The 24,123-nt window shown below is 60.3% G+C and carries 25 protein-coding genes; 13 read left to right on the forward strand and 12 right to left on the reverse strand.

What is annotated here, in order from left to right; all coding sequences use genetic code 11:
- Positions 1-62 precede the first annotated feature (62 nt).
- On the forward strand, positions 63-278 hold the full coding sequence (locus Z947_RS0105125) for a hypothetical protein (RefSeq protein ID WP_025043246.1): 216 nt from the start codon (positions 63-65) through the stop codon (positions 276-278).
- A gap of 69 nt (positions 279-347) precedes the next feature.
- On the opposite strand, the gene Z947_RS0105130 is transcribed toward Z947_RS0105125, so the two are convergent.
- The gene (locus Z947_RS0105130; RefSeq protein ID WP_025043247.1) at positions 348-1,463 is read right to left on the reverse strand and encodes a serine/threonine protein kinase; all 1,116 of its coding nucleotides are present in this window, start codon (positions 1,461-1,463) and stop codon (positions 348-350) included.
- Positions 1,464-1,563: 100 nt separating this feature from the next.
- Between Z947_RS0105130 and Z947_RS0105135 the strand changes: the two genes are divergently transcribed.
- Positions 1,564-2,958: an amidase family protein gene (locus tag Z947_RS0105135; RefSeq protein WP_025043248.1), complete on the forward strand. Its 1,395-nt coding sequence runs from the start codon at positions 1,564-1,566 to the stop codon at positions 2,956-2,958.
- 63 nt (positions 2,959-3,021) lie between these two features.
- Here Z947_RS0105135 and rpsO read toward each other — a convergent pair whose 3' ends face one another.
- The 6 genes from rpsO to rbfA all read right to left on the reverse strand — a co-directional run bounded on the left by rpsO (position 3,022) and on the right by rbfA (position 7,178).
- The gene (gene rpsO / locus Z947_RS0105140; RefSeq protein ID WP_025043249.1) at positions 3,022-3,291 is read right to left on the reverse strand and encodes a 30S ribosomal protein S15; all 270 of its coding nucleotides are present in this window, start codon (positions 3,289-3,291) and stop codon (positions 3,022-3,024) included.
- A gap of 158 nt (positions 3,292-3,449) precedes the next feature.
- Positions 3,450-4,406: a calcium-binding protein gene (locus Z947_RS0105145; RefSeq protein ID WP_025043250.1), complete on the reverse strand. Its 957-nt coding sequence runs from the start codon at positions 4,404-4,406 to the stop codon at positions 3,450-3,452.
- A 113-nt stretch (positions 4,407-4,519) separates the two neighbouring features.
- On the reverse strand, positions 4,520-5,035 hold the full coding sequence (locus Z947_RS0105150) for a DUF1643 domain-containing protein (protein WP_025043251.1): 516 nt from the start codon (positions 5,033-5,035) through the stop codon (positions 4,520-4,522).
- A 4-nt stretch (positions 5,036-5,039) separates the two neighbouring features.
- Complete coding sequence (gene truB / locus Z947_RS0105155) at positions 5,040-5,945, reverse strand: tRNA pseudouridine(55) synthase TruB (RefSeq protein ID WP_025043252.1); 906 nt, start codon at positions 5,943-5,945, stop codon at positions 5,040-5,042.
- Positions 5,946-6,012: 67 nt separating this feature from the next.
- Positions 6,013-6,753 (reverse strand): phosphodiester glycosidase family protein, encoded by a 741-nt coding sequence (locus tag Z947_RS0105160; RefSeq protein ID WP_025043253.1) that lies wholly within the window; start codon positions 6,751-6,753, stop codon positions 6,013-6,015.
- A complete protein-coding gene (gene rbfA, locus Z947_RS0105165) occupies positions 6,750-7,178 on the reverse strand; it encodes a 30S ribosome-binding factor RbfA (RefSeq protein ID WP_025043254.1) in 429 nt (142 codons plus the stop codon). Before rbfA ends, Z947_RS0105160 begins: the two co-directional genes overlap by 4 nt.
- Positions 7,179-7,266: 88 nt before the next feature.
- Here rbfA and dapB point away from each other — a divergent pair, with 88 nt between their 5' ends.
- Positions 7,267-8,082: a 4-hydroxy-tetrahydrodipicolinate reductase gene (dapB, locus tag Z947_RS0105170; protein ID WP_025043255.1), complete on the forward strand. Its 816-nt coding sequence runs from the start codon at positions 7,267-7,269 to the stop codon at positions 8,080-8,082.
- A gap of 73 nt (positions 8,083-8,155) precedes the next feature.
- Entirely contained in the window at positions 8,156-8,512 is a 357-nt protein-coding gene (locus Z947_RS0105175) for a hypothetical protein (RefSeq protein WP_025043256.1), read from the forward strand.
- Positions 8,513-8,542: 30 nt separating this feature from the next.
- On the opposite strand, the gene Z947_RS0105180 is transcribed toward Z947_RS0105175, so the two are convergent.
- A complete protein-coding gene (locus Z947_RS0105180; RefSeq protein WP_025043257.1) occupies positions 8,543-8,836 on the reverse strand; it encodes a DUF1674 domain-containing protein in 294 nt (97 codons plus the stop codon).
- 129 nt (positions 8,837-8,965) lie between these two features.
- Here Z947_RS0105180 and Z947_RS0105185 point away from each other — a divergent pair, with 129 nt between their 5' ends.
- A complete protein-coding gene (locus tag Z947_RS0105185; RefSeq protein WP_025043258.1) occupies positions 8,966-10,246 on the forward strand; it encodes an RsmB/NOP family class I SAM-dependent RNA methyltransferase in 1,281 nt (426 codons plus the stop codon).
- Here the strand turns inward: Z947_RS0105185 and Z947_RS0105190 are convergent.
- Complete coding sequence (locus tag Z947_RS0105190; RefSeq protein WP_025043259.1) at positions 10,243-10,986, reverse strand: phosphate/phosphite/phosphonate ABC transporter substrate-binding protein; 744 nt, start codon at positions 10,984-10,986, stop codon at positions 10,243-10,245. The two genes, Z947_RS0105185 and Z947_RS0105190, sit on opposite strands and share 4 nt — an antisense overlap.
- A gap of 174 nt (positions 10,987-11,160) precedes the next feature.
- Between Z947_RS0105190 and Z947_RS0105195 the strand changes: the two genes are divergently transcribed.
- From Z947_RS0105195 to Z947_RS0105220, 6 genes are all read left to right on the forward strand, one after another.
- Positions 11,161-12,909 (forward strand): heparinase II/III family protein, encoded by a 1,749-nt coding sequence (locus Z947_RS0105195; protein WP_025043260.1) that lies wholly within the window; start codon positions 11,161-11,163, stop codon positions 12,907-12,909.
- A gap of 15 nt (positions 12,910-12,924) precedes the next feature.
- Positions 12,925-14,511 (forward strand): bifunctional phosphoribosylaminoimidazolecarboxamide formyltransferase/IMP cyclohydrolase, encoded by a 1,587-nt coding sequence (purH, locus tag Z947_RS0105200; RefSeq protein WP_025043261.1) that lies wholly within the window; start codon positions 12,925-12,927, stop codon positions 14,509-14,511.
- A gap of 11 nt (positions 14,512-14,522) precedes the next feature.
- Positions 14,523-15,032: a signal peptidase II gene (lspA, locus tag Z947_RS0105205; protein ID WP_025043262.1), complete on the forward strand. Its 510-nt coding sequence runs from the start codon at positions 14,523-14,525 to the stop codon at positions 15,030-15,032.
- Positions 15,033-15,083: 51 nt separating this feature from the next.
- The gene (locus Z947_RS0105210; RefSeq protein ID WP_025043263.1) at positions 15,084-15,587 is read left to right on the forward strand and encodes a DUF3035 domain-containing protein; all 504 of its coding nucleotides are present in this window, start codon (positions 15,084-15,086) and stop codon (positions 15,585-15,587) included.
- A gap of 116 nt (positions 15,588-15,703) precedes the next feature.
- A complete protein-coding gene (locus Z947_RS0105215; RefSeq protein WP_025043264.1) occupies positions 15,704-17,047 on the forward strand; it encodes a M16 family metallopeptidase in 1,344 nt (447 codons plus the stop codon).
- Positions 17,044-18,360, forward strand: a complete 1,317-nt coding sequence (locus Z947_RS0105220) for a M16 family metallopeptidase (protein ID WP_025043265.1) — start codon at positions 17,044-17,046, stop codon at positions 18,358-18,360. Before Z947_RS0105215 ends, Z947_RS0105220 begins: the two co-directional genes overlap by 4 nt.
- A 158-nt stretch (positions 18,361-18,518) precedes the next feature.
- Here the strand turns inward: Z947_RS0105220 and Z947_RS0105225 are convergent, their stop codons facing one another.
- The 3 genes from Z947_RS0105225 to uraH all read right to left on the reverse strand — a co-directional run bounded on the left by Z947_RS0105225 (position 18,519) and on the right by uraH (position 22,331).
- Entirely contained in the window at positions 18,519-20,861 is a 2,343-nt protein-coding gene (locus tag Z947_RS0105225; RefSeq protein ID WP_025043266.1) for an aldehyde dehydrogenase family protein, read from the reverse strand.
- A gap of 10 nt (positions 20,862-20,871) precedes the next feature.
- Complete coding sequence (gene deoC, locus Z947_RS0105230) at positions 20,872-21,879, reverse strand: deoxyribose-phosphate aldolase (RefSeq protein ID WP_025043267.1); 1,008 nt, start codon at positions 21,877-21,879, stop codon at positions 20,872-20,874.
- Between the two features lie 92 nt (positions 21,880-21,971).
- On the reverse strand, positions 21,972-22,331 hold the full coding sequence (gene uraH / locus Z947_RS0105235) for a hydroxyisourate hydrolase (RefSeq protein ID WP_025043268.1): 360 nt from the start codon (positions 22,329-22,331) through the stop codon (positions 21,972-21,974).
- Between the two features lie 246 nt (positions 22,332-22,577).
- On the opposite strand from uraH, the gene Z947_RS0105245 reads away from it, so the two are divergent.
- Both Z947_RS0105245 and Z947_RS0105250 read left to right on the forward strand, forming a co-directional pair.
- Complete coding sequence (locus tag Z947_RS0105245; RefSeq protein WP_037938714.1) at positions 22,578-23,198, forward strand: rhodanese-like domain-containing protein; 621 nt, start codon at positions 22,578-22,580, stop codon at positions 23,196-23,198.
- Position 23,199: 1 nt separating this feature from the next.
- Complete coding sequence (locus tag Z947_RS0105250; protein ID WP_025043270.1) at positions 23,200-24,072, forward strand: LysM peptidoglycan-binding domain-containing protein; 873 nt, start codon at positions 23,200-23,202, stop codon at positions 24,070-24,072.
- Positions 24,073-24,123: the final 51 nt, after the last annotated feature.

The following is a 24,123-nucleotide window of genomic DNA, read 5'->3' on the forward strand; positions in this document are numbered from 1 at the left end:
TTAACCACAGGCGGGCGACAAAATGTTACTATAACGGGAATCGCAGCTGGGAGGATGCAACGATGACGACGCATGATTTGGAACGACAGATTGAGCAGTTGGAACGCGCGTTTGAAGCGGCTCCGCCGGATGAGCGGATGAGGCTGGCCTCAAAGTTTCAGCAGATTGCTGGCCGCCTTGACACAAATGTTGAGCCAATGCCGCGCACGAGGCGAAGTTTTCAGGCGTCTTATGAGCAGGACACGTCAGTAGACTTTTTCGACAACATGCCTGTCTGAACACAAACGCCTGAGCGTACATCCTGCCATCCCCGCAGAACACTGCTGCGAGGATGGACATCACTGGTTTCAGGCTGACAGGCTCGGGAAATAATCCTCACAAACCCCTTCACGGTGCACATCCGCCGTGCAGCAGTGCAGCCCGCCGCCGAACGCATAGGCATCGCGCAGCTCGACCTCGACCACTTCCATGCCCAGCTTGTCCATCTGCTCGGCTTGATAGACCTCGGACTTTTCAACACATACGGTTTTCGGGTCCAGCACCAGCACATTCATGCTCAGCCACGTCGATGAATAACACAGCGGCGGCGGCGTGTTATGGGCGGGCTGGGCGGCATCGACGATCTCCCAACCGTTCGCCTCAAACATCCCGCGCTGGTCTTCGGGTAAGCGTCGCTGCGGGTTGTTCAGGATCAGACCGGGACGCAGCGGTGTAAAGGTCGCATCAATGTGGATCGGATAGGGATCGCCGGGAAAGTTCACCGTATGCACGCGGTGATCGGGGAAGTGACGGCGCAGCCATTCGATCCCCTTAAGGTTCGTCGTAAACCCGTGCTGTACCACCAGATCACGGCCAAAGCGCAGCACATCCGCCGCATCAAACAACGGCTCTTCTTCGGTGGTGACAAAGAACTTCTTGGCCGCCCATTCCAGCCGCTTGGCGTCGCCAATCTTCTCGGAGAGGTAATCGGGATGATAATCGGCATCCGTCAGCCGCGGCTTGGGCGCGGATTCGTGCCGGAAATTCGGGTCTTCATCAAAATACTGCTGCATCAGCGGGCGGTAATTCAGGTATTCGAACCACCGGCAGCGATAGGACATCGTCGCCTCAAGCATCTCTGACCCCACGGTCAGCAATACATCGCGCGGCGGCATGCAACCGAACTGGCTTTCTGTATGAAAATCGGGCGTCGTAGCGGGCAGGGAATGGTCAATCGAAGTTGGCCGATCCACCCGCACGCCGCGCTTTTCCAGCATGCCTGCAAAATTATCCAACAGTTCGTTCGCACGATCGATGGTTTCTTGCGGGCGGCGTCCCCACTGGCCACGCATGTCGCTGTCCTCAGGGACCTTGGCATCCAGCGCAGGTTCTTCTGGTGGGATATGACAATCATCGGCGCGACCGACGATCACATGTTTCAGCGGGTCCCATTCGTTCCAGCTGTTCACCACTGTCTTCTGCATCTTGGTCTCCCGATTTCAAAACTTCGAAAGGGGTAAAAGCAAAGTTGCAACTGTGCAAGACAAGTCGTTCGTGCCAGTCTGAACTGAAACGGAGGGGTCTATGGAATTGTTCGAACGCAGTGCAACGCAAATCGCCAAAGCTGTCAAAGCCGGCGATGTGACCGCGCGCGAAGTCACACAGGCGGTCCTTGCGCGGATGGACGCCGTGAACCCTGCGATCAACGCGGTTGTGGCGCGCAATGACGAAGAGGCGCTGCAAGCGGCGGATGAGGTGGACCGCGCCCGTGCCGCCGGCGCAACATTAGGGCCGATGGCGGGGGTGCCTGTCACGACAAAGGAAAACGTTGACCAGACCGGCTTTGCCACGACCAACGGTTTGCAAATCCAGAAAGACCTGATTGCCACCACAGATAGCCCCGTCGTTGCCAACCTGCGCCGCGCGGGGGCGGTCATTGTCGGGCGCACCAACACGCCCGCGTTTTCATTGCGCTGGTTCACACGCAATTCCCTGCATGGGCACACGAAAAATCCCCACAATCCCGCGATCACACCCGGCGGATCGTCTGGCGGTGCGGCTGCGGCCACGGCGGCGGGGATCGGGGCAATGGGTCATGGCACCGACATCGGCGGGTCGATCCGCTATCCTGCCTATGCCTGCGGGCTACAGGGCATCCGCCCGACCTTGGGGCGTGTCGCGGCGCGCAACGCTTCTGCGCCGGACCGTCATATCGGTGCGCAGTTGATGGCCGTGTCTGGCCCGCATGCACGTTCTGTTGCGGATTTGCGGCTGACCTTGGATGTGATGGCACAGCCCGATCTACAAGACCCCTGGCACGTACCCGCCCCGATGAAGGGTGCGGCATACCCCCGCCGTGCGGCACTCTGCGTGAATCCCGAAGGGCTGAACACGCACCCCTTGGTGGAGCAATCCCTGCGCCGCGCGGCCGAGCGGCTGATTGATGCAGGATGGGACGTGACCGAGGTGGACAGCCCGCCCTTTCGTGCCCCCGCCCGTTTGCAAGCGCAGCTTTGGCTTGCAGAGATGGAGCGCGGGGCCAAGGCGATGTTCGCGCAGGAAGCCGACCCTGATGCGCTGCACGTGCTGGCGGAAATGCACAAGATCACCGCCTTGCCCGACCTGAACGAGGTGCTGGATGCGCTGCAAGCGCGCGTCGGCTTTTTGCGCGAATGGGAAATGTTTCTGGCGCAATACCCCGTGCTGATCTGCCCTGTCTCGTCAGAACCGCCTTTTCCCGATCTGCTTGACCTCGACGATTTTGCCCGCTGTCTTGAGGCGCAGTTGACGCAGGTGGGGCTGCCCCTGATGGGGTTGCCGGGGATGTCTGTTTTCACCGGTTTCGGCAGCGGCGAGGCGGGCCACACCCCGCTGGGGGCCCAGTTGATCAGCGCGCGCTACCGCGAAGACATCATGCTGGACGCGGCAGAAGCGATCGAACAGCGCAGCCCGACGATCAACGTGGTCACACCCGCATGACACAACAAAAAACCGCGCCTGATGCAGGCGCGGTTTTCTGTAACTTAACGATGTGGCAGGCGCTTAGCGGCGCAGGCCCAGACGCTTGATCAGGTCCTGATAGCGTGCTTCGTCCTTGCTTTTGGTGTAATCCAGCAGCTTACGACGTGTCGCAACCATCTTGAGCAGACCACGGCGACCGTGGTTGTCTTTTTTGTGGGTCTTGAAGTGCTCTGTCAGCGTCGCAATGCGCGAGCTCAGAACTGCAACCTGCACCTCGGGGGAACCGGTGTCGCCCTCTTTGGTGCCGAATTCTTTCATCAACCGTGCTTTTTCTTCAGGTGTAATCGACATCGGGGTCTCCTTTCAGAGGCTAGAGTTATGGCGCAGGCCGGGATGTCGTCCAGCACAGGCCCATGGAGGTGTGCCCGTTGAAGGAATCAACAGGCGACGGTGGCGTATAGGAAAGATCGGGGCAGATGGCAAAGCCTATTTGCAAGGGCGATCAGCGCTTACGTCGCAACTAGGTTCATCGCCAAAGCCGAACTGAGCGGGATCAGCGCAATATCCGCTACCGTCAGTTGGGTCTGGCCGCTGACCTGCGCCACCATCTGATCGCCCATCCAGACCTGCAGCTGGCCCTCATTGTCGGGGTCCGGCGCGACCGTGACATCCGGTGCATCGACTGCTGAACCGCTGTCATCCCAGATGAACAACAGGGAGTCGTCCTGCGGTTCAAAATCAATGATTTCGGCGCTGTCGCCCGTGTCGGCCCATCCTCCCAGCACAAATTGATCACCGCCGGTGCCACCGTGCAGCACATCGCCCTGACCCACGATGATCACATCATCGCCGCCACCACCGTTCAGATAGTCCAGCCCGTCGATATCCTGCGGGGTCATTGCGTCAGGGTCGCCTGCAACCCCACTTAACGTGTCATCACCTGCGCCGCCAAACAGCGTGTCCTCGCCTGCATCACCGCGCAGCGCGTCATTGCCCAACCCACCCGATATCGCATCATCGCCGTCCCCGCCGGACAACCGGTCATCCCCGTCCGACCCGTTCAGCGCATCATCGCCCGCACCGCCGGAAAGAAAATCATCGTCATTCTGTCCGGTCAGCGTGTCGTTAAACGCGCCGCCGTGCAGATCATCGTCGCCGTCGGACCCGATCAGGCTGTCATTGCCGGCCTGCCCGATCAACGTGTCGTTGCCTGCGTCGCCGCGCAGTTCGTCGTCGCCATCACCACCGGACACCAGATCTTGACCGTCGCCTGCGCTGATGCGGTCATCCGCGTCACTGCCATTGATGTTTTCATCCCGCGCCGAACCAAGGATCAGGTTCACGCGTTCGATGTCACTGGCAGGTTCGGGCAGCGTTTCCTCGGTCTCGTCGGTGTCATCGCTGATGTCGACAAAAGCGGCGGCGCTGACCGCCATCAGACCCATCAAACCAGCCAACCACAACATGACGATACCCAACCATACAAAAAAACGGCCCACTGCCGCCACCGGATAAAAGCCACATTAGGGCCGTCAGGTCAAAAGCAAACGGGTTAACTGGTTAAGGTTTCCTGCTCGTTTTACAGGGCCTTACCCCATTTAACCGGCTGTTGCGCATAGGGCAGATACAAGGGATGCTTGGGGTGACCGTCCTTTGACAGCCCCAGATGGAACAGCGGCCGGTCCAGCGCTTGTAGCAATTGCGCCACCTGCGGCCCGCGCCCCCGATGGGCCCCATGAACGCCCCACGCGGCGATGATCTGATCCGCCCATGCGGTGCCTTCGCGCAAGGTTGCATCATTGTCCGGCCCCACCGGATCATCGGCGGCGCGCATGTCACGCGGATCAGTGGCGCGCCATGCAAAGATGTTGGTGACGCGAAACCCGCCAAACCCCAGATGCCGTGCACGCCGTTCGCAGCGCTCAACGGTGGGATCGTTCTGCACTTCTGTCGCGGTCGAGGGGTTGAGCATGACAAACAGTACCTTCGGCTGCGCGACATCCCACACCCGCGTCAGGCTATAGCGATACCTTTCGCAATCCGAATACACTGCGGTCGAGGGCGCGTCGCCTTTGGTATGGCTGCGTGTAATCATCAGCCTAGGTGTTGAACACCCGATTGGGATGCAACTCACCTGATTTGAACCGGCCCACAGCCACCGCTACCCCGTCAAAGGACGCCCAGCATTCATCGCCATATTCAACGTCATGGGCGATGACCATGCCGGGGTTGCCGTTGCGCAGCTTGACCGCCCCTTCGGCGGTGGCCTTGACCTCGGGCAGGTCAACCAAACCCTGTTCAAGCGGCAGCAAATGCGTGTCGAGTTCAGGCGTGCGCGCCATCTCTTCGATCTGCGCGATGGTCAGCCCGTCACCGGCATCGAACGGTCCCGACCAGATGCGGCGCAATTCGCGCACATGGCCATAGCACCCCAGCACCGCCCCCAGATCCCGCGCGATCGAACGGACATAGCCGCCCTTGCCGCACACCATCTCAAGCGTCACATGATCGGCGTCTGGCCGGTCGATAAGCAACAGGCTTTCCACGAACAACGGCCGCGCCGCGATTTCCATTTCCTCGCCGTCACGGGCGCGTTTATAGGCGCGCTCCCCGTCAATCTTGACGGCAGAAAACTGCGGCGGCACCTGTTCGATGTCGCCAATAAAACCCGCCAGCGCCTCTTTGATCGCTTCGTCATCGGGGCGCAGGTCCGAGGTTTTCAAAACCTCGCCTTCGGCATCATCGGTGTTGGTCGACACGCCAAGGCGCACCGTGAACTCATATGCTTTCAGCGCATCGGTAATATAGGGCACCGTTTTGGTCGCCTCGCCCAGCGCAATCGCCAGAACACCGGTGGCATCGGGATCAAGCGTGCCGGCATGGCCCGCTTTTTTCGCCTCAAGCGCCCAGCGTACTTTGTTGACCACGGCCGTGGACGTGGGCCCCGCAGGTTTATCCACCACCAGCCAGCCCGAAATGTCGCGTCCCTTGCGTGTGCGTCCCATGATGCCCTCTTTGTCCAAATCAGGCCCGCGCTATACTGTGCGGGCGCGCAACTTCCCAGAGGGAATTCTATTGTGCGGGTTCGACGACGCCGATGATCGGTCCCAGACTGGTAAAGCCGGTGCCGCTGCGCCCCAGATCAGGCGCGCGCATCCGCGAAATATTGCCGTCAAAATACAGGGCATTGGGCAGTTTCAGATGGTCGCGAAACAGCGAGCCAAAGGCATGAAACGTCACCACACTGTCCGATATGACAAAAACCGCACGCGTGCCGTCGCGCGATGTGCCAACGCCGTTGCGGATATAGCGCGATGTGCTGTCGACCAGAAACCGGGGGTGTAATGCACCGTCGATAACCAACATCGGACCGGATTGCGTGGCGGACCGGCACGCGGGCGCTTGTTCAATAAACGTCAGGGTTTCGATGACATCGGCGCGCCCGTCGCGCAGGCACAAAACCCCGTTGGGCAGCAATCCGAAATTCCCCGGCCCTGCATTCGGGATCACCCGCTGCACCTCGACACCATTTTCCACGTAATGCCCGACGGGGCGGCGATCATCATGATACATGCCGGCGTTGGTCGCAAAGCCCAGCTTTAGCCCCTGTTCCTTCAGCGCGTTGTCCAGCGTGCCGAAATGGCCAAAGGCCTTGCCGTCGTCATCGGCCAAAAACAGCTCAAGCCGTTCGACCGTCAGATCGACCTCGCAAATGGTATAGGCATCGTCGCGGTAGGTTTCGCTGCGGCACTCGGCACCCGTGGCGGGCATCGCCAGCAGGGTTAGCCCCAGCCATGCCGCCAGCAGTTTCATCCCTCTGAAACCGCGTCTGGTTCATCATCGGGCGCATCCGCGTCGCGGCGCACCCGTGCATCCGCCAGCATCCGGCGGGTTTCATCCATCTGGTCAAACGTCTGATCCAGCTGAAACCGCAGTTCCGGGGAAAACTTCAACGTCAACTTCTTGGAGACCTGTTTGCGGATCTCGTGTTTGTTGCGCGCCAGCAGTTTCAACAGCTCGTCTTTTCCTTCGCCGCCCAGTGGCAGCACATAGGCTGTCGCGACCTTGAGGTCAGAGGACGAACGCACCTCCCCCACCGTGATCGACATCCGGTTCAGTTCCGGGTCGTGGACATCGCCGCGCGCCAGAACCTCGGACAGCGCCCGCCGGATCGTTTCACCAACTCGCAGCTGGCGTTGTGTCGGGCCGCGGCCCTCATATGTATTATTCTTACCCATATTCGCCTACCTAAGCATTCCCATTGTCTTTGCCAAGCGGCAGCGGTCACGCTAAACGGGGCGAAATCCAGATGCAGGAGCGCATGTTATGACCCAGACCCTTTCCGTGGCAATCACCGGTGCCTCCGGCCGCATGGGGCAGACCCTGATCGGGTTGGTAAATGCTTCCGATAAAATGGCACTGACCGGCGCAATCGAACGGACCGGCCATGCGTGGGTCGGGCAGGATGTGGGTGAAATGATGGGGGGCGGTGCGCTGGGCGTGACAGTGACCGACGATGCCGCCGCTGCTTTGGCTGATGCAGATGCCGTGATTGATTTCACAGCCCCGCAAGCGACAATCGCCTTTGCCGCATTGGCCGCACAGGCGGGCATCGTGCATGTTATCGGCACCACAGGCATGACCGAGGATGAAATCGCCGCCCTTGCACCCCACGGTGAAAAGGCCACGATCATCCGTGCCGGCAACATGAGCCTTGGCGTCAACCTGTTGACACAGCTGACAAAACGCGTCGCTGCGGCCCTTGATACGGATTACGACATCGAAATCATCGAAGCGCATCACAATCAAAAGGTCGACGCGCCGTCGGGTACGGCCCTGATGTTGGGCGAAGCGGCTGCCGAGGGGCGTGGTGTCAAACTTGCCGATGTGTCCGATCGGGGGCGTGACGGCATCACCGGTGCGCGCAAATCCGGCGATATCGGGTTCACGGCCATTCGCGGCGGCGACATTATCGGTGAACACGACGTGATGTTTGCCGCTGCTGGTGAGCGGATCATCCTGCGTCATGTTGCATCGGACCGCAGCGTCTTTGCCCGGGGCGCGCTTAAGGCGGCGCTTTGGGGGCATGGCCGTGCGGCCGGACAATATGATATGCTGGATGTGCTGGGCCTGTCGGATTAATTTTTCGGGCGGATGAAACCTTTTTAAGGTTTGTGACGTTACTCATTCGTACGTCACCCGATGGAGAATCCCGATGAAAGCCTTAGTCCTATCTGTTTTCGCCGCTTTTGCAGGTCTTGCATCCCCTGCGCTGGCCGACCTGCAACAGGTAACCTCCCGCGATGCATTTGTCGCTTTGGTCGATGGCAAAACGCTGACGCGGCCTTTGGTCAAACTAAAGGTTTTGTCGAACGGGCAAATCACTGGCAAAGGGGCCACATGGGAAATCAGTGGCGAATGGGCGTGGAAAGACGGATTTCTGTGCCGCACCCTGATCTGGGGGGGCGATGATTTGGGGTACAACTGTCAGGAAATCAAATCAGACGGCAGCCGCATGCGCTTTACCTCCGACAAAGGCAGCGGCGATTCTGCGGAATTCAGCCTGCGCTAACCAAGGTCTGCCTTAACAAGTGCCGCGATTCTAAAAATCGACGGCCAATCCTTTTTTCTCCCAATCCCCATAGCGCACGGGTTCTGGCCCGTCGCGCCCGCCCAATTCTGGCGGCAGTTCCATCGCTGCTGCCTTCTTGCGCCGTTCTTCTGCTTCTGCCAGCGCACGCTGCGCGGCGGGCGGAATGGGCTTTGGCGCAGGTGTCGGGTTGGGGGCAGGGGGCAAATCCGGCCCGGGCGTGGGTGTTGGTGGCACCGGATTATCGGGAATCGGGCGCGGGGCAGGGTCGCCGCCCTGTGTCTTTTGTGTCAAAGGGTCTGTCATATCATCCTCTTGAGGCAAGCTTGCCTTTGATATACGTCGCAATTTAATGCGGACAAGCGTGATCGGCCAGATTGGCCCGACAGCACAGAGGTTCGGATAGGTCAGATTAGCCCGATAGGAACCAAGCAGATGTCAAACACCGGAGTCCAAGCCCGTCGCAGCGCCGTCTACCTGCTGGACCAGATCCTAGGCGAAGACCCCCGCCTGATGTCGGAGTTGCTAGCCAGTGGTGTGCTGGACAAGCTTTCCCCCGATGACCGCGCCCGCGCCCAGCGTCTGGCCACGGAAACTTTGCGCGGTCTGGAACGCGCGGATCGCCTGTTGCAGAAACATCTAAAGAAACCACCGGTACTGACGATCCAGAACGTGCTGCGCGTTGGCACTGTTGAGCTGTGTCAGGGCGGGGCCGCGCATGGTGTCGTCAACGCCATGGTCAATCTGGTTGGCCAACACAATAAACTGAGCCATCTCAAGGGGCTGACCAACGCTGTTCTGCGCAAGATCGCGGCCGACGGCCCCGCCGCCTGGGACGCCCTACGCGCGCCGCGTTTGCCGAAATGGCTGCGCGGCCCCTTGGCTGAGGCTTGGGGCGCAGACGCAATGGCCGCGATGGAAATCGCCCATTTTGCCGGTGCGCCGTTGGATCTAACGGCGAAAACGGATGCTGCCGCAGTGGCCGAAGCGACGGGCGGCACCTTGCTGCCGACCGGCTCGATCCGCATTACAAACCCGGGGCAGGTGTCAACCATGGCCGGTTTTGCCTCCGGTGACTGGTGGGTGCAGGACGCCGCGGCCGCGGTCCCTGTGCAGATCCTGAAACCGCAAGCGGGCGAGACGATCCTTGATCTTTGCGCCGCACCCGGTGGGAAAACCATGCAAATCGCAGCCTCTGGTGCAGATGTCACTGCGGTGGACGATTCGTCGCCACGCATGCAACGGGTCAGCGAAAACCTTGCCCGTGTGGGGTTAAAGGCCAAGACCCTGACCAAAGATGTGCGCGCGGTCAAAGGCACGTTTGATGCCATTCTGCTGGATGCACCCTGCTCCGCCACCGGCACAATCCGCCGCCACGCGGATTTGCCCTATGCCAAGGACGGGTCCGAATTCGGCGATCTGATCGAGCTGCAAGGCGCGTTTATCGACCACGCATGGTCACTGCTGAAACCCGGCGGGCGTATGGTTTTTTGCACCTGTAGCTTGCTGCCCGACGAAGGCGAAGTGCAGGTGGACGAAGCGCTGGAACGCCACGACGATATGAGCGTGGATCGTGACGCGCTGATGGTCGCGGGCATCCAGCCGGAATGGCTGACCTCCGAAGGCGGGTTGCGTCTGCGCCCTGACTATTGGTCCGAATTGGGCGGGATGGACGGGTTCTACGTCGTCTGCCTGCGCAAGGCGGCCCAGGCCTAAACCGGCGGGTTTTCCACGGCCAGATAGGCCGCCTGCGGCACCTTGACGATCCCTTCAAGGCACAGGGATGTTCGGTGTGCCGGATCAAGGTTTTCGATCGCTTCCGCAACTGCGTCAAACATCAGATCCGCATCCGCACCCTTGGCCGAGATATAGGCAAGTCCCGGTGTCGGTACGGTTCTGTCGATGACCCGCAAATCCTTGGCAAAGCTGTCAAACCGCTGGATAAACCGCCATGTTTGCGCATCGACAACGGCAATGTCGGCCTCGCCCTGTGCGACCATGCGGGCCGATTGCGTATGTGCGCCGCTCGCTTGGCGATCACTAAACCAGAACCCGTGATCGCGCGCCCACAGATAGGCCGCCCCGTATCCCGATTGCGAACAATCCTGATTGAAAACAAACCGCGCGTCAGCAAATTCGCCGACCCTTTCGCGCGGATCATCGGCACGCACCAGAACGACGCTGTTGTAATATCCCGCCGGACACCCCTCTAACGCGTAGTTCGCCGTGCCGATCAGGGTCACCTGCTCCGCCAGTGTTGCGCGGTAGGGCAGGCCGCAGGTCTGGCTGAAAACCAGATCAGGGGACAGCCACACCTCGAATTCGTCTCGGGTGTTGTCCATCGTTTCCGGCGTGTTGATGCCGCGCGCGCCGAATGAATCGCGCAGTACCGCCCAATATGCGGTGTTTTCCGCGTCCAGTTCGGGGCGGGCGTACATCATCAGGCTGGCAATCATCGGGTGTTCCTTATTCTCGTTGATGGCTGGTTATCGCAGGGGATGCGGGCGCAACAGGGGCAAATCCACCAAACCTGCCGATTGACCGGCCACCGGTTGAAAAACGGTGACACCCCCCTATTGGCGGTCTATGGTGCAGGCAAACGCCAGTAGAGCGTCAAGGGCAGTCGGAATATGTTCAACCTAACCTCACTCAAGGCGCGTCAGGCGCGGCTGTTGAATGCAGTCCATGCCACATTGGCCACGCGCACAACCGCAAGCGTCAAGGGTTTCGTGTCTTCCCCTGAACCGCGCACGATCGGGTCGTTTGCGCGTGGGCGGCAATTGATTGCAGGCAATTACCTTTTCGCAGGCACGTTGATCAATGCACCGGGTCATTCCTTGTGGGACGTCACGCCGCCGGATGCGAGTTATGCCGCTGATTTGCAAGGATTTTCATGGCTGGATGATCTTGCGGCGGTAGGCGATGCAGCCGCACGTGACGCCGCGCAAAGCTGGCTTTGGGGATGGATCGACAAGTTTGGTAAAGGGCGCGGACCAGGGTGGAGCCCCGATTTGACAGGGCGGCGGCTGATCCGCTGGATCAACCACGCATTGTTTGTGCTGCGCGGGCAGGAATCCGACGAAAGCCACGCGTTCTATCGCTCGCTGGTCCAACAAACCCAGTTTCTGTCGCGTCGCTGGCGCGGGGCAGCACCGGGCCTGCCGCGTTTCGAGGCGCTTACAGGTCTGATCTATGCCGGCCTCTCGCTTGAGGGTCAGGAAACTTTGGCCGACCCCGCGATCAAGGCGTTGGCGCGTGAATGCGCGGTGCAGATTGACGATCAGGGCGGCTTGCCCACCCGCAACCCCGAGGAATTGCTGGCCGTCTTTACCCTGCTGACCTGGGCCGCTGCGGCGCTTAGTGACGCGGGGCGCAGTTGTCCCAAGGATCACCTTGCCGCGATCGAGCGAATCGCGCCAACCCTCCGTTCCCTGCGCCATACCGATGGAGGGCTGGCACGGTTTCATGGTGGCGGGCGCGGGGCCGAGGGCTGGCTGGATCACGCCCTTGCCGCGAGCCGTATCAAAACCGCGCAGCCGGACGGGTTGGCGATGGGGTATGCGCGTCTGTCCGGCGGGCGCACCAGTATTGTGATCGACGCGGCCACCCCGCCAACCGGTGCCGCCAGTGCAAACGCCCATGCCTCGACCCTCGCGTTCGAACTGACCTCGGGGCGGCGTCCCTTGGTGGTGAATTGCGGGTCCGGCGCATCCTTCGGGCTGGACTGGCGTCGCGCGGGCCGCGCCACCCCGTCGCATTCCACATTGTGCCTTGGCGGCTATTCCAGCGCCCGTCTGGCGGATCCCGACGCGGCAACCGGTGTCGAGGCGCTGATCGGCGGGCCGACCCATGTGCCGGTGGAATTGTCGCCCCAACCGGATGGCATCAAGTTTCAGGGTGGTCATGACGGATATGTCACTTCGCACGGGTTGACCCATGCCCGCACGCTTGAGCTGACCTTTGACGGGCGCGGCCTTGCGGGCGAAGATATGCTGCTGGCGTTGGAAGATGTTGAAAAACGTCGTTTTGACGCAGCTCTCGATGCAGGAAAATTGAAAGGGCTTCGCTTTGACATCCGGTTCCATCTGCACCCGGATGTGGACGCCACGGTTGACCTCGGGGGGGCTGCAATCTCTATGGCGCTAAAGAGCGGGGAAATATGGGTTTTCCGCCATGATGGCACCCATAACCTGACGCTTGAACCGGGGGCTTACCTCGAAACCACACGGCTGAAACCGCGCGCTGCGCAGCAAATTGTGCTCTCTGGCAGCGCTTTTACCTATGCCACACGTGTCCGCTGGTCCTTGTCCAAAGCGCAGGAAACTGCGATTGGCGTGCGAGACTTGTCGATGGACGAGCCGTATTTGAACGAAGACTGACCAAAGGACCCACCCATGACCGATCTGTATCCCGTCAAACGCGCCCTGCTTTCTGTTTCTGACAAGACCGGATTGGTCGAACTGGGCAAGGCATTGGTCGGCCACGGGGTTGAATTGCTGTCGACTGGCGGCACCGCAAAAGCGCTGCGCGAGGCGGGGCTGGATGTGAAAGACGTGGCCGAGGTCACAGGCTTTCCCGAAATGATGGATGGCCGTGTGAAAACACTGCATCCGGTGGTGCACGGCGGTTTGCTGGCGCTGCGCGATAACGATGAACATGTGGCAGCGATGGATGCGCATAACATCGGCGGCATCGATCTGGTGGTGGTGAACCTGTACCCGTTTGAAGAAACCGTGGCCAAGGGCGCGGACTATGCGACAGTGATCGAAAACATCGACATCGGTGGCCCCGCGATGATCCGTTCCGCGGCCAAGAACCACGGCTTTGTAAACGTCATCGTCGATACCGAAGATTACGCCGCTGTGATCGCGGAACTGGACGCCAACAAGGGCGCGACCACCTATGCGCTGCGTCAGCGTCTGGCCCAGACCGCTTATGCCCGTACGGCGGCTTATGACACCGCCGTCAGCACTTGGATGGCTGCGCAGGTCGGCGAAACACCGCGCCGTCGCACCTTTGGCGGAACATTGGCGCAAACGTTGCGCTATGGCGAAAACCCGCACCAGCAGGCGGCGTTCTATACCGACGGATCGAACCGCCCCGGCGTGGCAACGGCCAAACAGCATCAGGGCAAGGAATTGTCCTATAACAACATCAACGACACCGATGCGGCCTTTGAACTGGTCAGCGAATTTGATCCCGCTCAGGGTCCGGCCTGCGCGATCATCAAACACGCCAACCCGTGCGGCGTGGGCACCGGCGAGACAATGATCGAAGCCTACACCCGCGCGTTCGACTGTGACCGCACGTCGGCTTTCGGGGGCATCATCGCCTTGAATCAAACGCTGGACGGCGCCACCGCCGAAGCGATCAGCGGCATCTTTACCGAAGTGGTCATCGCGCCGGATGCCGATGCCGATGCGCTGGCGATCTTTGCCAAGAAAAAGAACCTGCGCCTGCTGACCACCAACGGTCTGGCCACACCTGACACGGCGCAATTGACCGCGCGACAGGTGTCCGGCGGCTGGCTGGTACAGGACAAGGACGTGGGCCGGATCACCCGCGATGATTTGAAAGTCGTGACCAAACGCGCGCCATCCGAACAGGAACTCAGCGATCTGTTGTTCGCATGGACCGTGGCGAAACACGTGAAATCCAACGCCATCATCTACGTCAAAGATGGCGCAACCGTGGGCGTAGGCGCAGGCCAGATGAGCCGCGTCGATTCAACCCGCATCGCGGCACGCAAAGCGCAGGACATGGCCGAAGCGATGGGCCTGACCGCACCCTTGACCCAAGGCTCGGTTGTGGCGTCTGACGCCTTCTTTCCCTTCGCTGATGGTCTGATCACCGCCGCCGAAGCCGGCGCAACCGCGCTCATCCAGCCGGGCGGTTCCATGCGCGATGACGAAGTGATTGCCGCCGCAGATGAGGCGGGTCTTGCGATGGTGTTCACCAACATGCGCCACTTCCGGCACTAAGGCAGATTCCGATGCGCATCCTCTTTTGGTCAGCCTTCGCGGCATTCCTGATAGATCAGGCCAGCAAATATCTGGTGATCCATTTGTGGGAACTGTGGCGGGTGCGCGAAATCGAAGTGCTGCCGCCCTACGTCAATTTTCGCTACGGTGAAAATCGCGGCATCAATTTCGGCCTGTTCGGCGACGGGTCGGACACCAGCCGTTACATCCTGATCGGTGTTGCCCTCGCGATCTGCGCGGGGGTGCTTGTCTGGATCGGGCGGGGGAAATTCGGCCTCAAGGAACGCATCAGCGCCGGTTTGCTCATCGGCGGGGCGCTGGCCAATGTGGTGGACCGGCTGGTCTATGGCTATGTGCTCGACTTCCTGAACAACTCCTTGCCGGGCTGGAATAACCCCTTTGTTTACAACATCGCGGATGTCTTTATCTTTGCCGGTGCCATCGGGTTGATCCTGTTTGCCGATGATGGCCGCAAAACAGCGAAAAAGACCGCCAAGACGACCGCGAAAAAACCCAAGTGACATTGCCCGCCCGACCAAGGTATGAACAGGGCACCCGTTAGGAGACGACACATGCGCCGTATCGCTTTACTTGTCCTGATCCCGCTGGCCCTCGGTGCCTGCGCCAACAAGGGTCTGCGCGATTTGCAAAATGTGTCGGACGGGCCGAACGAATTCATGTTGCAACCGGCCAAACCGCTGGAAGCCCCTGCAAGCTATAGCGATCTGCCGCCGCCCACACCGGGACAGGCCAACCTGACCGACCGCTCTGCACTGAACGAGGGGATCACCGCATTTGGCGGCCGCCCCGAAGCGGCGGATGCCGGTATTCCGGCGAGTGATGGCGCGCTGGTACAGCACGCATCGCGGCTTGGCGTTGCGCCTGATATCCGCGGCGATCTGGCCGAAAGTGACGCGCAGTTCCGCAAGCGCAAGGCGCGTTTCACGCAGTTCCGTATCGTCAAGGTCGACCGGTACAATCAGGCCTATCGCCGCGAAACGCTCGATGCCAGCAGCGAAGCCTCCCGCTGGCGGCGTGCCGGTGCGCGCACACCGTCCTACGCACCGGACGAGTAATCCGGGGCTGCGCCAGCGCGGGCACGGTCATAAAGCTTACAAATTTGTCATCTACCTTGAAACTACGCCCCAGTCGCGTAGGTCATTGTGCAGATGGTTTTATCAAAGGATCCGTGATGTTCCGACTGCCGACGCTTGCAGCAATACTGGCATTTGCGCTGCCCCCGCTCATGGCGCATGCCGCCGAAAACGAAGCGGTGACGTTTTTCACCCTTGAGAACGGCATGGACGTTGTTGTTGTCGAAGACCACCGCGCCCCTGCCGTGCAGCAAATGGTTTGGTATCGCGCAGGATCTGCGGATGAACCGAAAGGGTCGTCCGGTGTTGCGCATTTCCTTGAGCATCTGCTGTTCAAAGCAACCGACAAGATGGAATCGGGCGAGTTTTCCGCCACCGTTGCGGCCAACGGCGGGCGCGACAATGCCTTTACCAGTTATGATTACACCGCCTATTTCCAACGCATCGCCGCGGACCGTCTGGAACTGATGATGCAGATGGAAAGTGACCGGATGAAAAACATCCGCCTGACGCCTGAAAACATCCGCACCGAACGCGATGTGATTTTGGAAGAGCGCAACCAGCGCACGGACAGCAACCCCAGCGCCCTGTTCAGCGAACAGATGAACGCCGCGCAATATCTGAACCACCGTTACGGCACGCCGGTGATCGGCTGGCGTCACGAGATGGAAACGCTTGATCTGGAGGATGCGCTAGCGTTTTACGAGCTGTACTATTCCCCCAACAACGCGATCCTTGTGGTGTCGGGCGATGTTGATCCCGACAACGTGCGCGCGCTGGCCGAGAAATACTACGGCGTGATCCCCGCCAATCCCGACCTGCCCGAACGCCTGCGCACGCAAGAACCACCGCAAACCGCTGAACGGCGTCTGATTTTCCGTGATGCCCGCGTGGCGCAGCCCTATGTCAGCCGCGCCTATCTGGCACCTGAGCGGGACCCGGGCGCACAGGAAGAAGCGGCCGCATTGACCATTCTGGCGGAAATCCTTGGCGGGGGGACAACGTCCTTGCTGGCTGAAAAACTGCAATTCGACACCCAAATCGCCACCTATACAGGGGCGTTTTACCGCGGCTCGACGTTGGACGACACGGCCTTTGACCTGGTTGTCGTGCCTGCCGCTGGCGTGACCCTGCAAGAAGCAGAAGATGCGATGGACGCGGCGATGGACAGCTTTATGGAAACCGGTGTCGATCCTGAACAGCTTGACCGGATCAAACTGCAAATCCGCGCCGAACAAATCTATGCCCGCGACAATGCCGAAGGTGTTGCCAACCGCTATGGTTCGGCGCTTGCCATCGGGTTGACCGTTGAGGATGTACAAAACTGGCCTGACGTGCTGGACGCGGTCACGGCTGAAGACATCATGCAAGTGGCCGAAAAAGTGTTCGACCGGCGGGCATCCGTCACCGGCTGGCTTATGAAAGAGGAGGCCGCGCAATGAGACTGTTTTACGCCCTTGCCCTCACGTTAATTGCGGCTTTGCCTGCGCGTGCAGAGGTCGACATCCAATCCGTCACCAGCCCCGGCGGGATTACCGCATGGCTGGTTGAAGAACCCTCTATTCCGTTCGTCGCACTTGAAATCCGCTTTCGCGGGGGCGCGTCCCTGGATGACCCCGAAAAACGTGGTGCGATCAATTTGATGACCGGTCTGCTGGAAGAAGGGGCGGGCGACATGGATGCCCGCGACTTCAGCCGTGCGCAGGAAGAACTTGCAACCAGCCTCGGCTTTGATGCCTCGCGCGATTCCGTGTCTATCTCGGCGCGTTTTCTGACCGAGAACCGCGAAGCCTCGATCGCCCTGTTGCGTGCGGCGCTTCACACACCGCGCTTTGATCAGGATGCGATTGATCGTGTGCGCGGGCAGGTGTTGTCGATCATTGAATCCGACAAGAAAGATCCAAATGACATCGCCAGCCGGACATTTGCAGGGATCGCTTATGGCGATCACCCCTATGCCCATCCGGTAAACGGCACCACCGAAAGCGTCACCGCTTTGACCCGTGACGATATTCTGGCCGCGCATAAATCGGTGTTTGCGCTCGATCAGATCTACGTCGGCGCGGTGGGGGACATTACGCCCGAAACGCTGGGCACCTTGCTGGATGATCTGCTGGGCGGCTTGCCGCAAACCGGTGCGCCGAAACCGCCGCGCGCGGATGTGGATATTCCTGCCGGCGTCACGGTCGTTGATTTCCCGACACCGCAATCGGTCGCGGTCTTCGGGCACGACGGTATTTCCCAAAGCGATCCCGACTTTTTCGCGGCGCTGATCCTTAATCAGGTGCTGGGCGGTGGCTCGTTCGAAAGCCGCCTGATGAACGAAGTGCGCGAAAAGCGCGGGCTGACCTATGGTGTCTATTCCTACCTTGCCTCGCGTGATCTGGCGGATGTCTACATGGGGTCGGTCAGTTCCTCGAATGACCGCATCAGCGAAGCCATAAATGTGATCCGCGATGAATGGACAAAGGCCGCCGAGAACGGTGTGACGCAGGAAGAACTGGACGCGGCCAAGACCTATGTCACCGGCGCTTACCCGCTGCGGTTTGATGGCAACGGGCCGATTGCAAACATCCTTGTGGGGATGCAGATGCTGGGGTTGCCAATCGATTATATCCCGACCCGCAATGACAAAGTCGAAGCGGTGACGCTGGCGGATGTGAAACGGGTGGCAGGCGAATTGCTGGACCCCGAGAACCTGCATTTCGTGGTCGTCGGCCAGCCCGAGGGGCTGGAGACGACCGCCAGTGAATAAAAGGTAAACGGGTAAGCTATCCGTTTGGTGTGAAACAAAAAACACGGGCTGTCCCCATCGGGACGGCCCGTTTTGATGTGTGACGTTGGCACCGGGCGCAAAATCCTTTCAAGGATTTAGGTCAGCATTTTGAAAATGCTGACCTCCGGCTGCGGGTGTTATTCGCCGTAAGGCACCCAGACGTTTTTAACTTCGGTTGCAGCTTGCAGGAAGCTCCGGCCTTCGCCCTCTGCCCCCATCCAGTCGCGCGCCTTGCCGTTGTTCACCCAAGTGCGTTTCAGGTTTCCGGCCGATGCCGTTTCCACCACGCGGCTAAGCTCCGCCGCGCCAAAGCTCCAGACGGCGTCCACATCCAGATGGCGGGCCAAGGGCTCTGCCACGTCTGTTTGGGGGCCGGTCAGAATGTTCACCACACTCGCCGGTACGTCAGATGTTTCCAACACCTGCACAAAGTCGGTGGCGGCCAAGGGGAACGGTTCGGACGCGGACAGGATCACACTGTTGCCCATGGCAATTGCGGGGGCCATGCACGAAATCAACCCCAGCAAGGGGGCTTCGGCAGGGCAAAGCGCCCCGATCACGCCAACCGGTTCTTTCATCGCCAAAGCGACGCCGCGTATGGGCACGCCGTGGACCTGCCCGTCATATTTGTCGGCCCAAGCGGCATAGGTGAACAGACGTTTCACACTGGCCGCGACTTCTTTCGCGCCGCCTTTGCCGCCCTGCAAGGCGTCCAGTCGTGCCGCAAATTCATCCGCCCGCGCGTCCAGATTTTCCGCGATGTAATACAGGATCTGGGCGCGCAGATGGCCTGTGGTCTTGGACCATCCTTTGGCTGCTTGCGCCGCTTCAACCGCGTTGCGCACATCCTTGCGGTTCGCGATGCTGGCGTGGCCCAAAAGTTTGCCCGATTTGCCATAGACCGGCGCGGAATAGCCGCCATCGGGGCGCGCCTGCTTGCCACCAATATAAAGTTTCGCGGTGCGGTCGACGCCATCAACGGGACCGCCCTCGCCGGAAAAGGCAGTGATTTCTTTCAACGCTTTTGCTTTGCCTTTGGGGCGGGTGTATCCGGCCAATCCTTCCCAGCCGCCCTCGCGGCCAAAGCCGCTTTCGCGCACGCCGCCGAAGCCCGCTGCCGCATCCATCATGTTGGTGCCGTTAACCCAGACAATGCCAGCCGAAAGTTTGGGCGCGATGTCCAGCGCGAGGTTGACGTTTTCGGACCAGATCGTCGCCGCCAGACCGTAGCGCGTGTTATTGGCCAGTTGCACAGCCTCCGCAGGGGTGCGGAAGGTGGTGGACACCAGCACGGGGCCAAAGATTTCTTCCTGCATCAGGGTGTCGGCCGGGTTCAATCCGGTGACCAGCGTTGGCGGGTAAAAACAGCCCTCATCAGGCATCGCGCCCGTCGCCACATGGGTTTCGCCGCTTGTGTTCGCGTCAACCAACGCCGTGACGCGATCCAGTTGTACCGGATCGACCAGCGCGCCCACATCGATGGATTTATCCAAAGGCGACCCGATGCGAAGCTTGTCCATCCGCGCGCGCAACTTGGTGTAAAACCGGTCGGCCACCGGTTCATGCACCAACAGCCGCGATCCGGCGCAGCACACTTGCCCCTGATTGAACCAGATGGCGTCGACCAACCCTTCGACGGCTGAATCAAGATCGGCGTCATCGAATACGATATAGGGCGATTTACCGCCCAGCTCCAAACTCAACGCCTTGCCGCTGCCCGCTGTCGCTTCGCGGATGCGTCGGCCCACGGCGGTGGAACCGGTAAAGGCGATTTTGTCGACATCGGCGGCCACGATCATTTCGCCCACGGCACCGTCACCGGTCACGATGTTTACAACGCCTTTGGGCAGACCTGCCTGCCGGCAAATGTCCGCAAACAGCAGCGCGGTCAGCGAGGTATACTCCGCAGGTTTCAGCACCACGGTATTGCCCATCGCCAATGCGGGCGCAATTTTCCAGGCGAGCATCAGCAGCGGGAAGTTCCATGGAATGATCTGGCCACAAACGCCCAAGGCTTCGGCGTCGGGCAGTTCGCTTTCCATCAGCTGCGCCATACCGGCGTGAAAATAGAAATGCCGCTGCGCGAGGGGCACGTCGATGTCACGCGCCTCGCGGATCGGTTTGCCATTGTCGAGCACCTCGAGCACCGCGAACAACCGCGCGTGTTTTTGCAACAGGCGTGCGAGGGCATAGAGATATTTCGCACGGCCATGCCCGCCCAGATCGGCCCAACCGCTTTGCGCCTTGCGCGCCGCTTTGACGGCGGCGTCCACATCGGCCTGTGTTGCCTGACTGAGGGTCGCCAATACTTCGCCGGTGGCGGGATTTTTGCTGTCGAACCCGTCAGCGGGGGGGGTGAAATCACCGTCGATAAAATGGCCGAAACGGCTGCCTTGATCGACCAGCCACGCCAGCGCTTCGGCGGCGGATTCAGGGGCGTTGCCATAGTCCATGGTTTCGAAAATCTCCGAGACGCTCATCATTTCACCCTTAACTTGTCGCATGACGGTAGCCCGCCGAATAATTGCCCGTCACGTAATGTTCCAACTGGCGTTCAATGTCGTTCAACAGCGATGATGCGCCAAAGCGGAACAGGTCGGGGCGCAGCCAGCGGTCGCCCAGCTCTTCCTTGATCAGGGCAAGATAGGTCACCGCATCCTTGGCTTTGGAAATGCCACCAGCGGGTTTGTAACCGACGCGAATGCCGGTGTGATCGAAATAGTCGCGGATCGCGCGGATCATCACCAGCGAAACAGGCAGGGTCGCGTTCACGCTTTCCTTGCCGGTAGAGGTCTTGATGAAATCGGCCCCCGCCATCATGCAAACCAGCGAGGCGCGCGCGACATTGCGCAGCGAGCCGAGTTCGCCGGTCGCAAGGATCGCTTTCACATGTGCATCGCCGCAGGCTTCGCGCATCGCCTGCATCTCGTCATAAAGCGCCTGCCAGTTGCCGGACAGCACGTGGCGGCGCGAGATGACGATGTCGATTTCGGTGGCCCCTGCCGCGACGCTCATCTCGATCTCGCGCAAGCGCAATTCGAACGGGGACAGCCCCGCCGGAAAGCCGGTGGAAACGGCGGCCACGGGAATATTGGTACCTTCCAAAGCGGCAACGGCGGCGGGGATCATTTCGTGATAGACACAGACGGCACCGGTTGTGATCGGGTCCATGCCCAAGGCATCCAGCAGGGTTGGGGCCACGGGCTGTCGCGCTTTGGCACAAAGCCGCGCAACACGCCGGTCGGTATCGTCCCCCGACAGGGTGGTCAGATCCATGCAGGTCACGGCCCGCAACAGCCACGCCGCCTGATGTGCCTTTTTCACAGACCGCCGTGCGCCGATGGTACCGGCGCGCCGTTCAATCGCCGATGTGTTGGCCTGCGCGCCCAGCACCCAGTTCAGATCAAGCGGCATGCCCGGATTGCGCAGTTCGGTCACCTGCGGCAATTGGGTTTGCGGGGTGGTGGCATCGGGTGTGGGTGTCAAAGCGGCAGCCATGGGAGTCTCCGGTTCAGTGAGAGCGCCAAGGTGCCACGGGGCCAGTGGTCTTGGCAAGGCGATGGCAGGCCCAGAAGCCGCTGACGTGGGGGTCAGGAGCCGCGATAGGTGGAATAGCCGAAGGGCGACAGCAACAGCGGTACATGATAATGAGCGCTGGCATCCGAAATGCCAAAGCGGATGGGGATCAGATCCAGAAACCGGGGGTCCTCTGGCGGTGTGCCGATACGGTCAAGATACGCGCCTGCGGCGAAGGTCAGCTCGTATGTGCCTGTTGCAAAGGCATCCACCGGCAGGATCGGGGTGTCGGTGCGCCCGTCCGCATTGGTTTGCATCCGCGCCAGTTCGACCCGTGTGTCGCCGTCGATACGAAAAAGGGTGATTTCCAGACCGTCAGCGGGCAAGCCGCGCGCGGTGTCCAGAACATGTGTCGTCAGATAACCACCAGCCATGAAGCGTTCCTTTTATTTGCGCCTGTTTCACCGTTTACCTGCCCTTGCGGTAGGGTCAATGCACGTATGGCGCGAAATGCAGCGTGTTTTTACAGCCATATGACAGAAATTCAGGCTTTTTCCCCTGAGTGATTCGTTTTTGCTTTGACTGAGTCAATCATCCTTTGCATATATGGTGCCGATAACGAAAAGGTGTGTTTCTGCCAAAACGATACACCACATGCGGTATTCTTTCGGGGGGATGATATGCCAATTCAGATGATGCACGTCGCCACCGCTTTGATGATCACCGCATCGGCGAGCCACGCCCAAGAGCGTTTGACGCCGGCCAAGGCTTCGTTTTTCTTCAACGGTGAGCAGATCACGATCTCGCGGGATGCGCCCGAAGCGGTGCAGGCCGCGCAGACATTTGTTTCCGCCGACCCGAGTTGCGGCGGACCGTGTATTGCGCCGATGCAGATCGCGCAGGGGGTCGAAACGCTGGGCGAGGCCGAGGTGCTGGAGTTTCTGGTTACGCAGGTTGCCGCCGGTCGCGGCCTGATGGTGGATGCCCGCGCCCCCGAAGAGCGCGCCAAAGGGTTTATTCCGGGCACCGTCAGCCTGCCACACAATACGCTGTTGGCACAGAATGCGTACCGCAAGGATATTCTGCTGGCCTTGGGCGCACGCAGCTATGAAGATGTGTTCAACTTTAGCGATGCGCGCAGCTTGCTGATCTATGACAACGGCCCCAGCAGCGACGATGCCGGTCAATTGGTCGCCAATTTGCTTGAGGCGGGGTATCCGCCGGAAATGATCCGCTATTATCGTGGTGGCATGCAGGTTTGGTCGGTTCTTGGGTTCAGCATCGAACAAGGGCAGTCGTGATATGGACAAGCCCGCCGATCCGCTGACCCCGCATGTGACGTTTGACAATTATGTCATTCCACAGTCGGTCCAGCGCGAGACCAAGACGCAAAACCCGACGCCATCACAGACACAGCCGGGACTGCCGGTTTCGGGGATGATGTGGGCGGTGAGTGCCATTGCATTGCTGACCTTTGTTCTGGGCGTGATGGGCACGCTCAAATTCGCCCAAACGCCAACGGAGGGCATGACCGCCGTGACCCGCCAGCAGGGGCCCGATTTGATGTCGACCGTTGCAGGGCAGAGTGGCGACGCCGCACAGGTCGCGTTCCTGCTGACACAAGATGGTATTGACGAGGCGAGAGCGGCCGCCAGAACCGTGATGGACGCAGGTGCGTTTCAGACCTTGCGCGCGGCAGTACTGGCCGGCGCATACAGCATCACCAAGCAGGATCAGGAAGGCCCGCGCCGGTTGGTCCTGAGCGCGCCCGCCGCCGAAGCGTTGCGCAAGGCAACGGGCGATGTCCTGCGCGACGCGATCCGTAAAGACACGATCGCGCTACCCGCGTCACTTAACACGGCCGAAGGCACGGCCGATGTGGATATGGTGCTGTTCGATTTGATCCAGTCGTCGTTGATGGATGATGGTTCGATCAAAGGGACGAAAGCCGCCCATGACATGAACCGCCGCGTCTTTGCAGCATCGGATGCCAAGACCCACATCGCCAATGGCGAACGGGTGTACATCGTGCAGGGGGGCGACAGTCTTGCCTATCTTGCACTGCAATTTTACGGACACCCTAACCAATACCACCGCATTACCAAGGCCAACCAGAAACTCCTTCGAGCAGGAGACGGCTTTCGGACGGGCCAGCAACTTATAATCCCAGAGTAAAAACAAAAAACAAGAGTTGTAGCAGCCAGTCTGGCAGCGGGTCGCCCTTTG

The sequence above is a fragment of the Sulfitobacter geojensis genome, from assembly GCF_000622325.1.
GTDB classification, from domain to species: domain Bacteria; phylum Pseudomonadota; class Alphaproteobacteria; order Rhodobacterales; family Rhodobacteraceae; genus Sulfitobacter; species Sulfitobacter geojensis.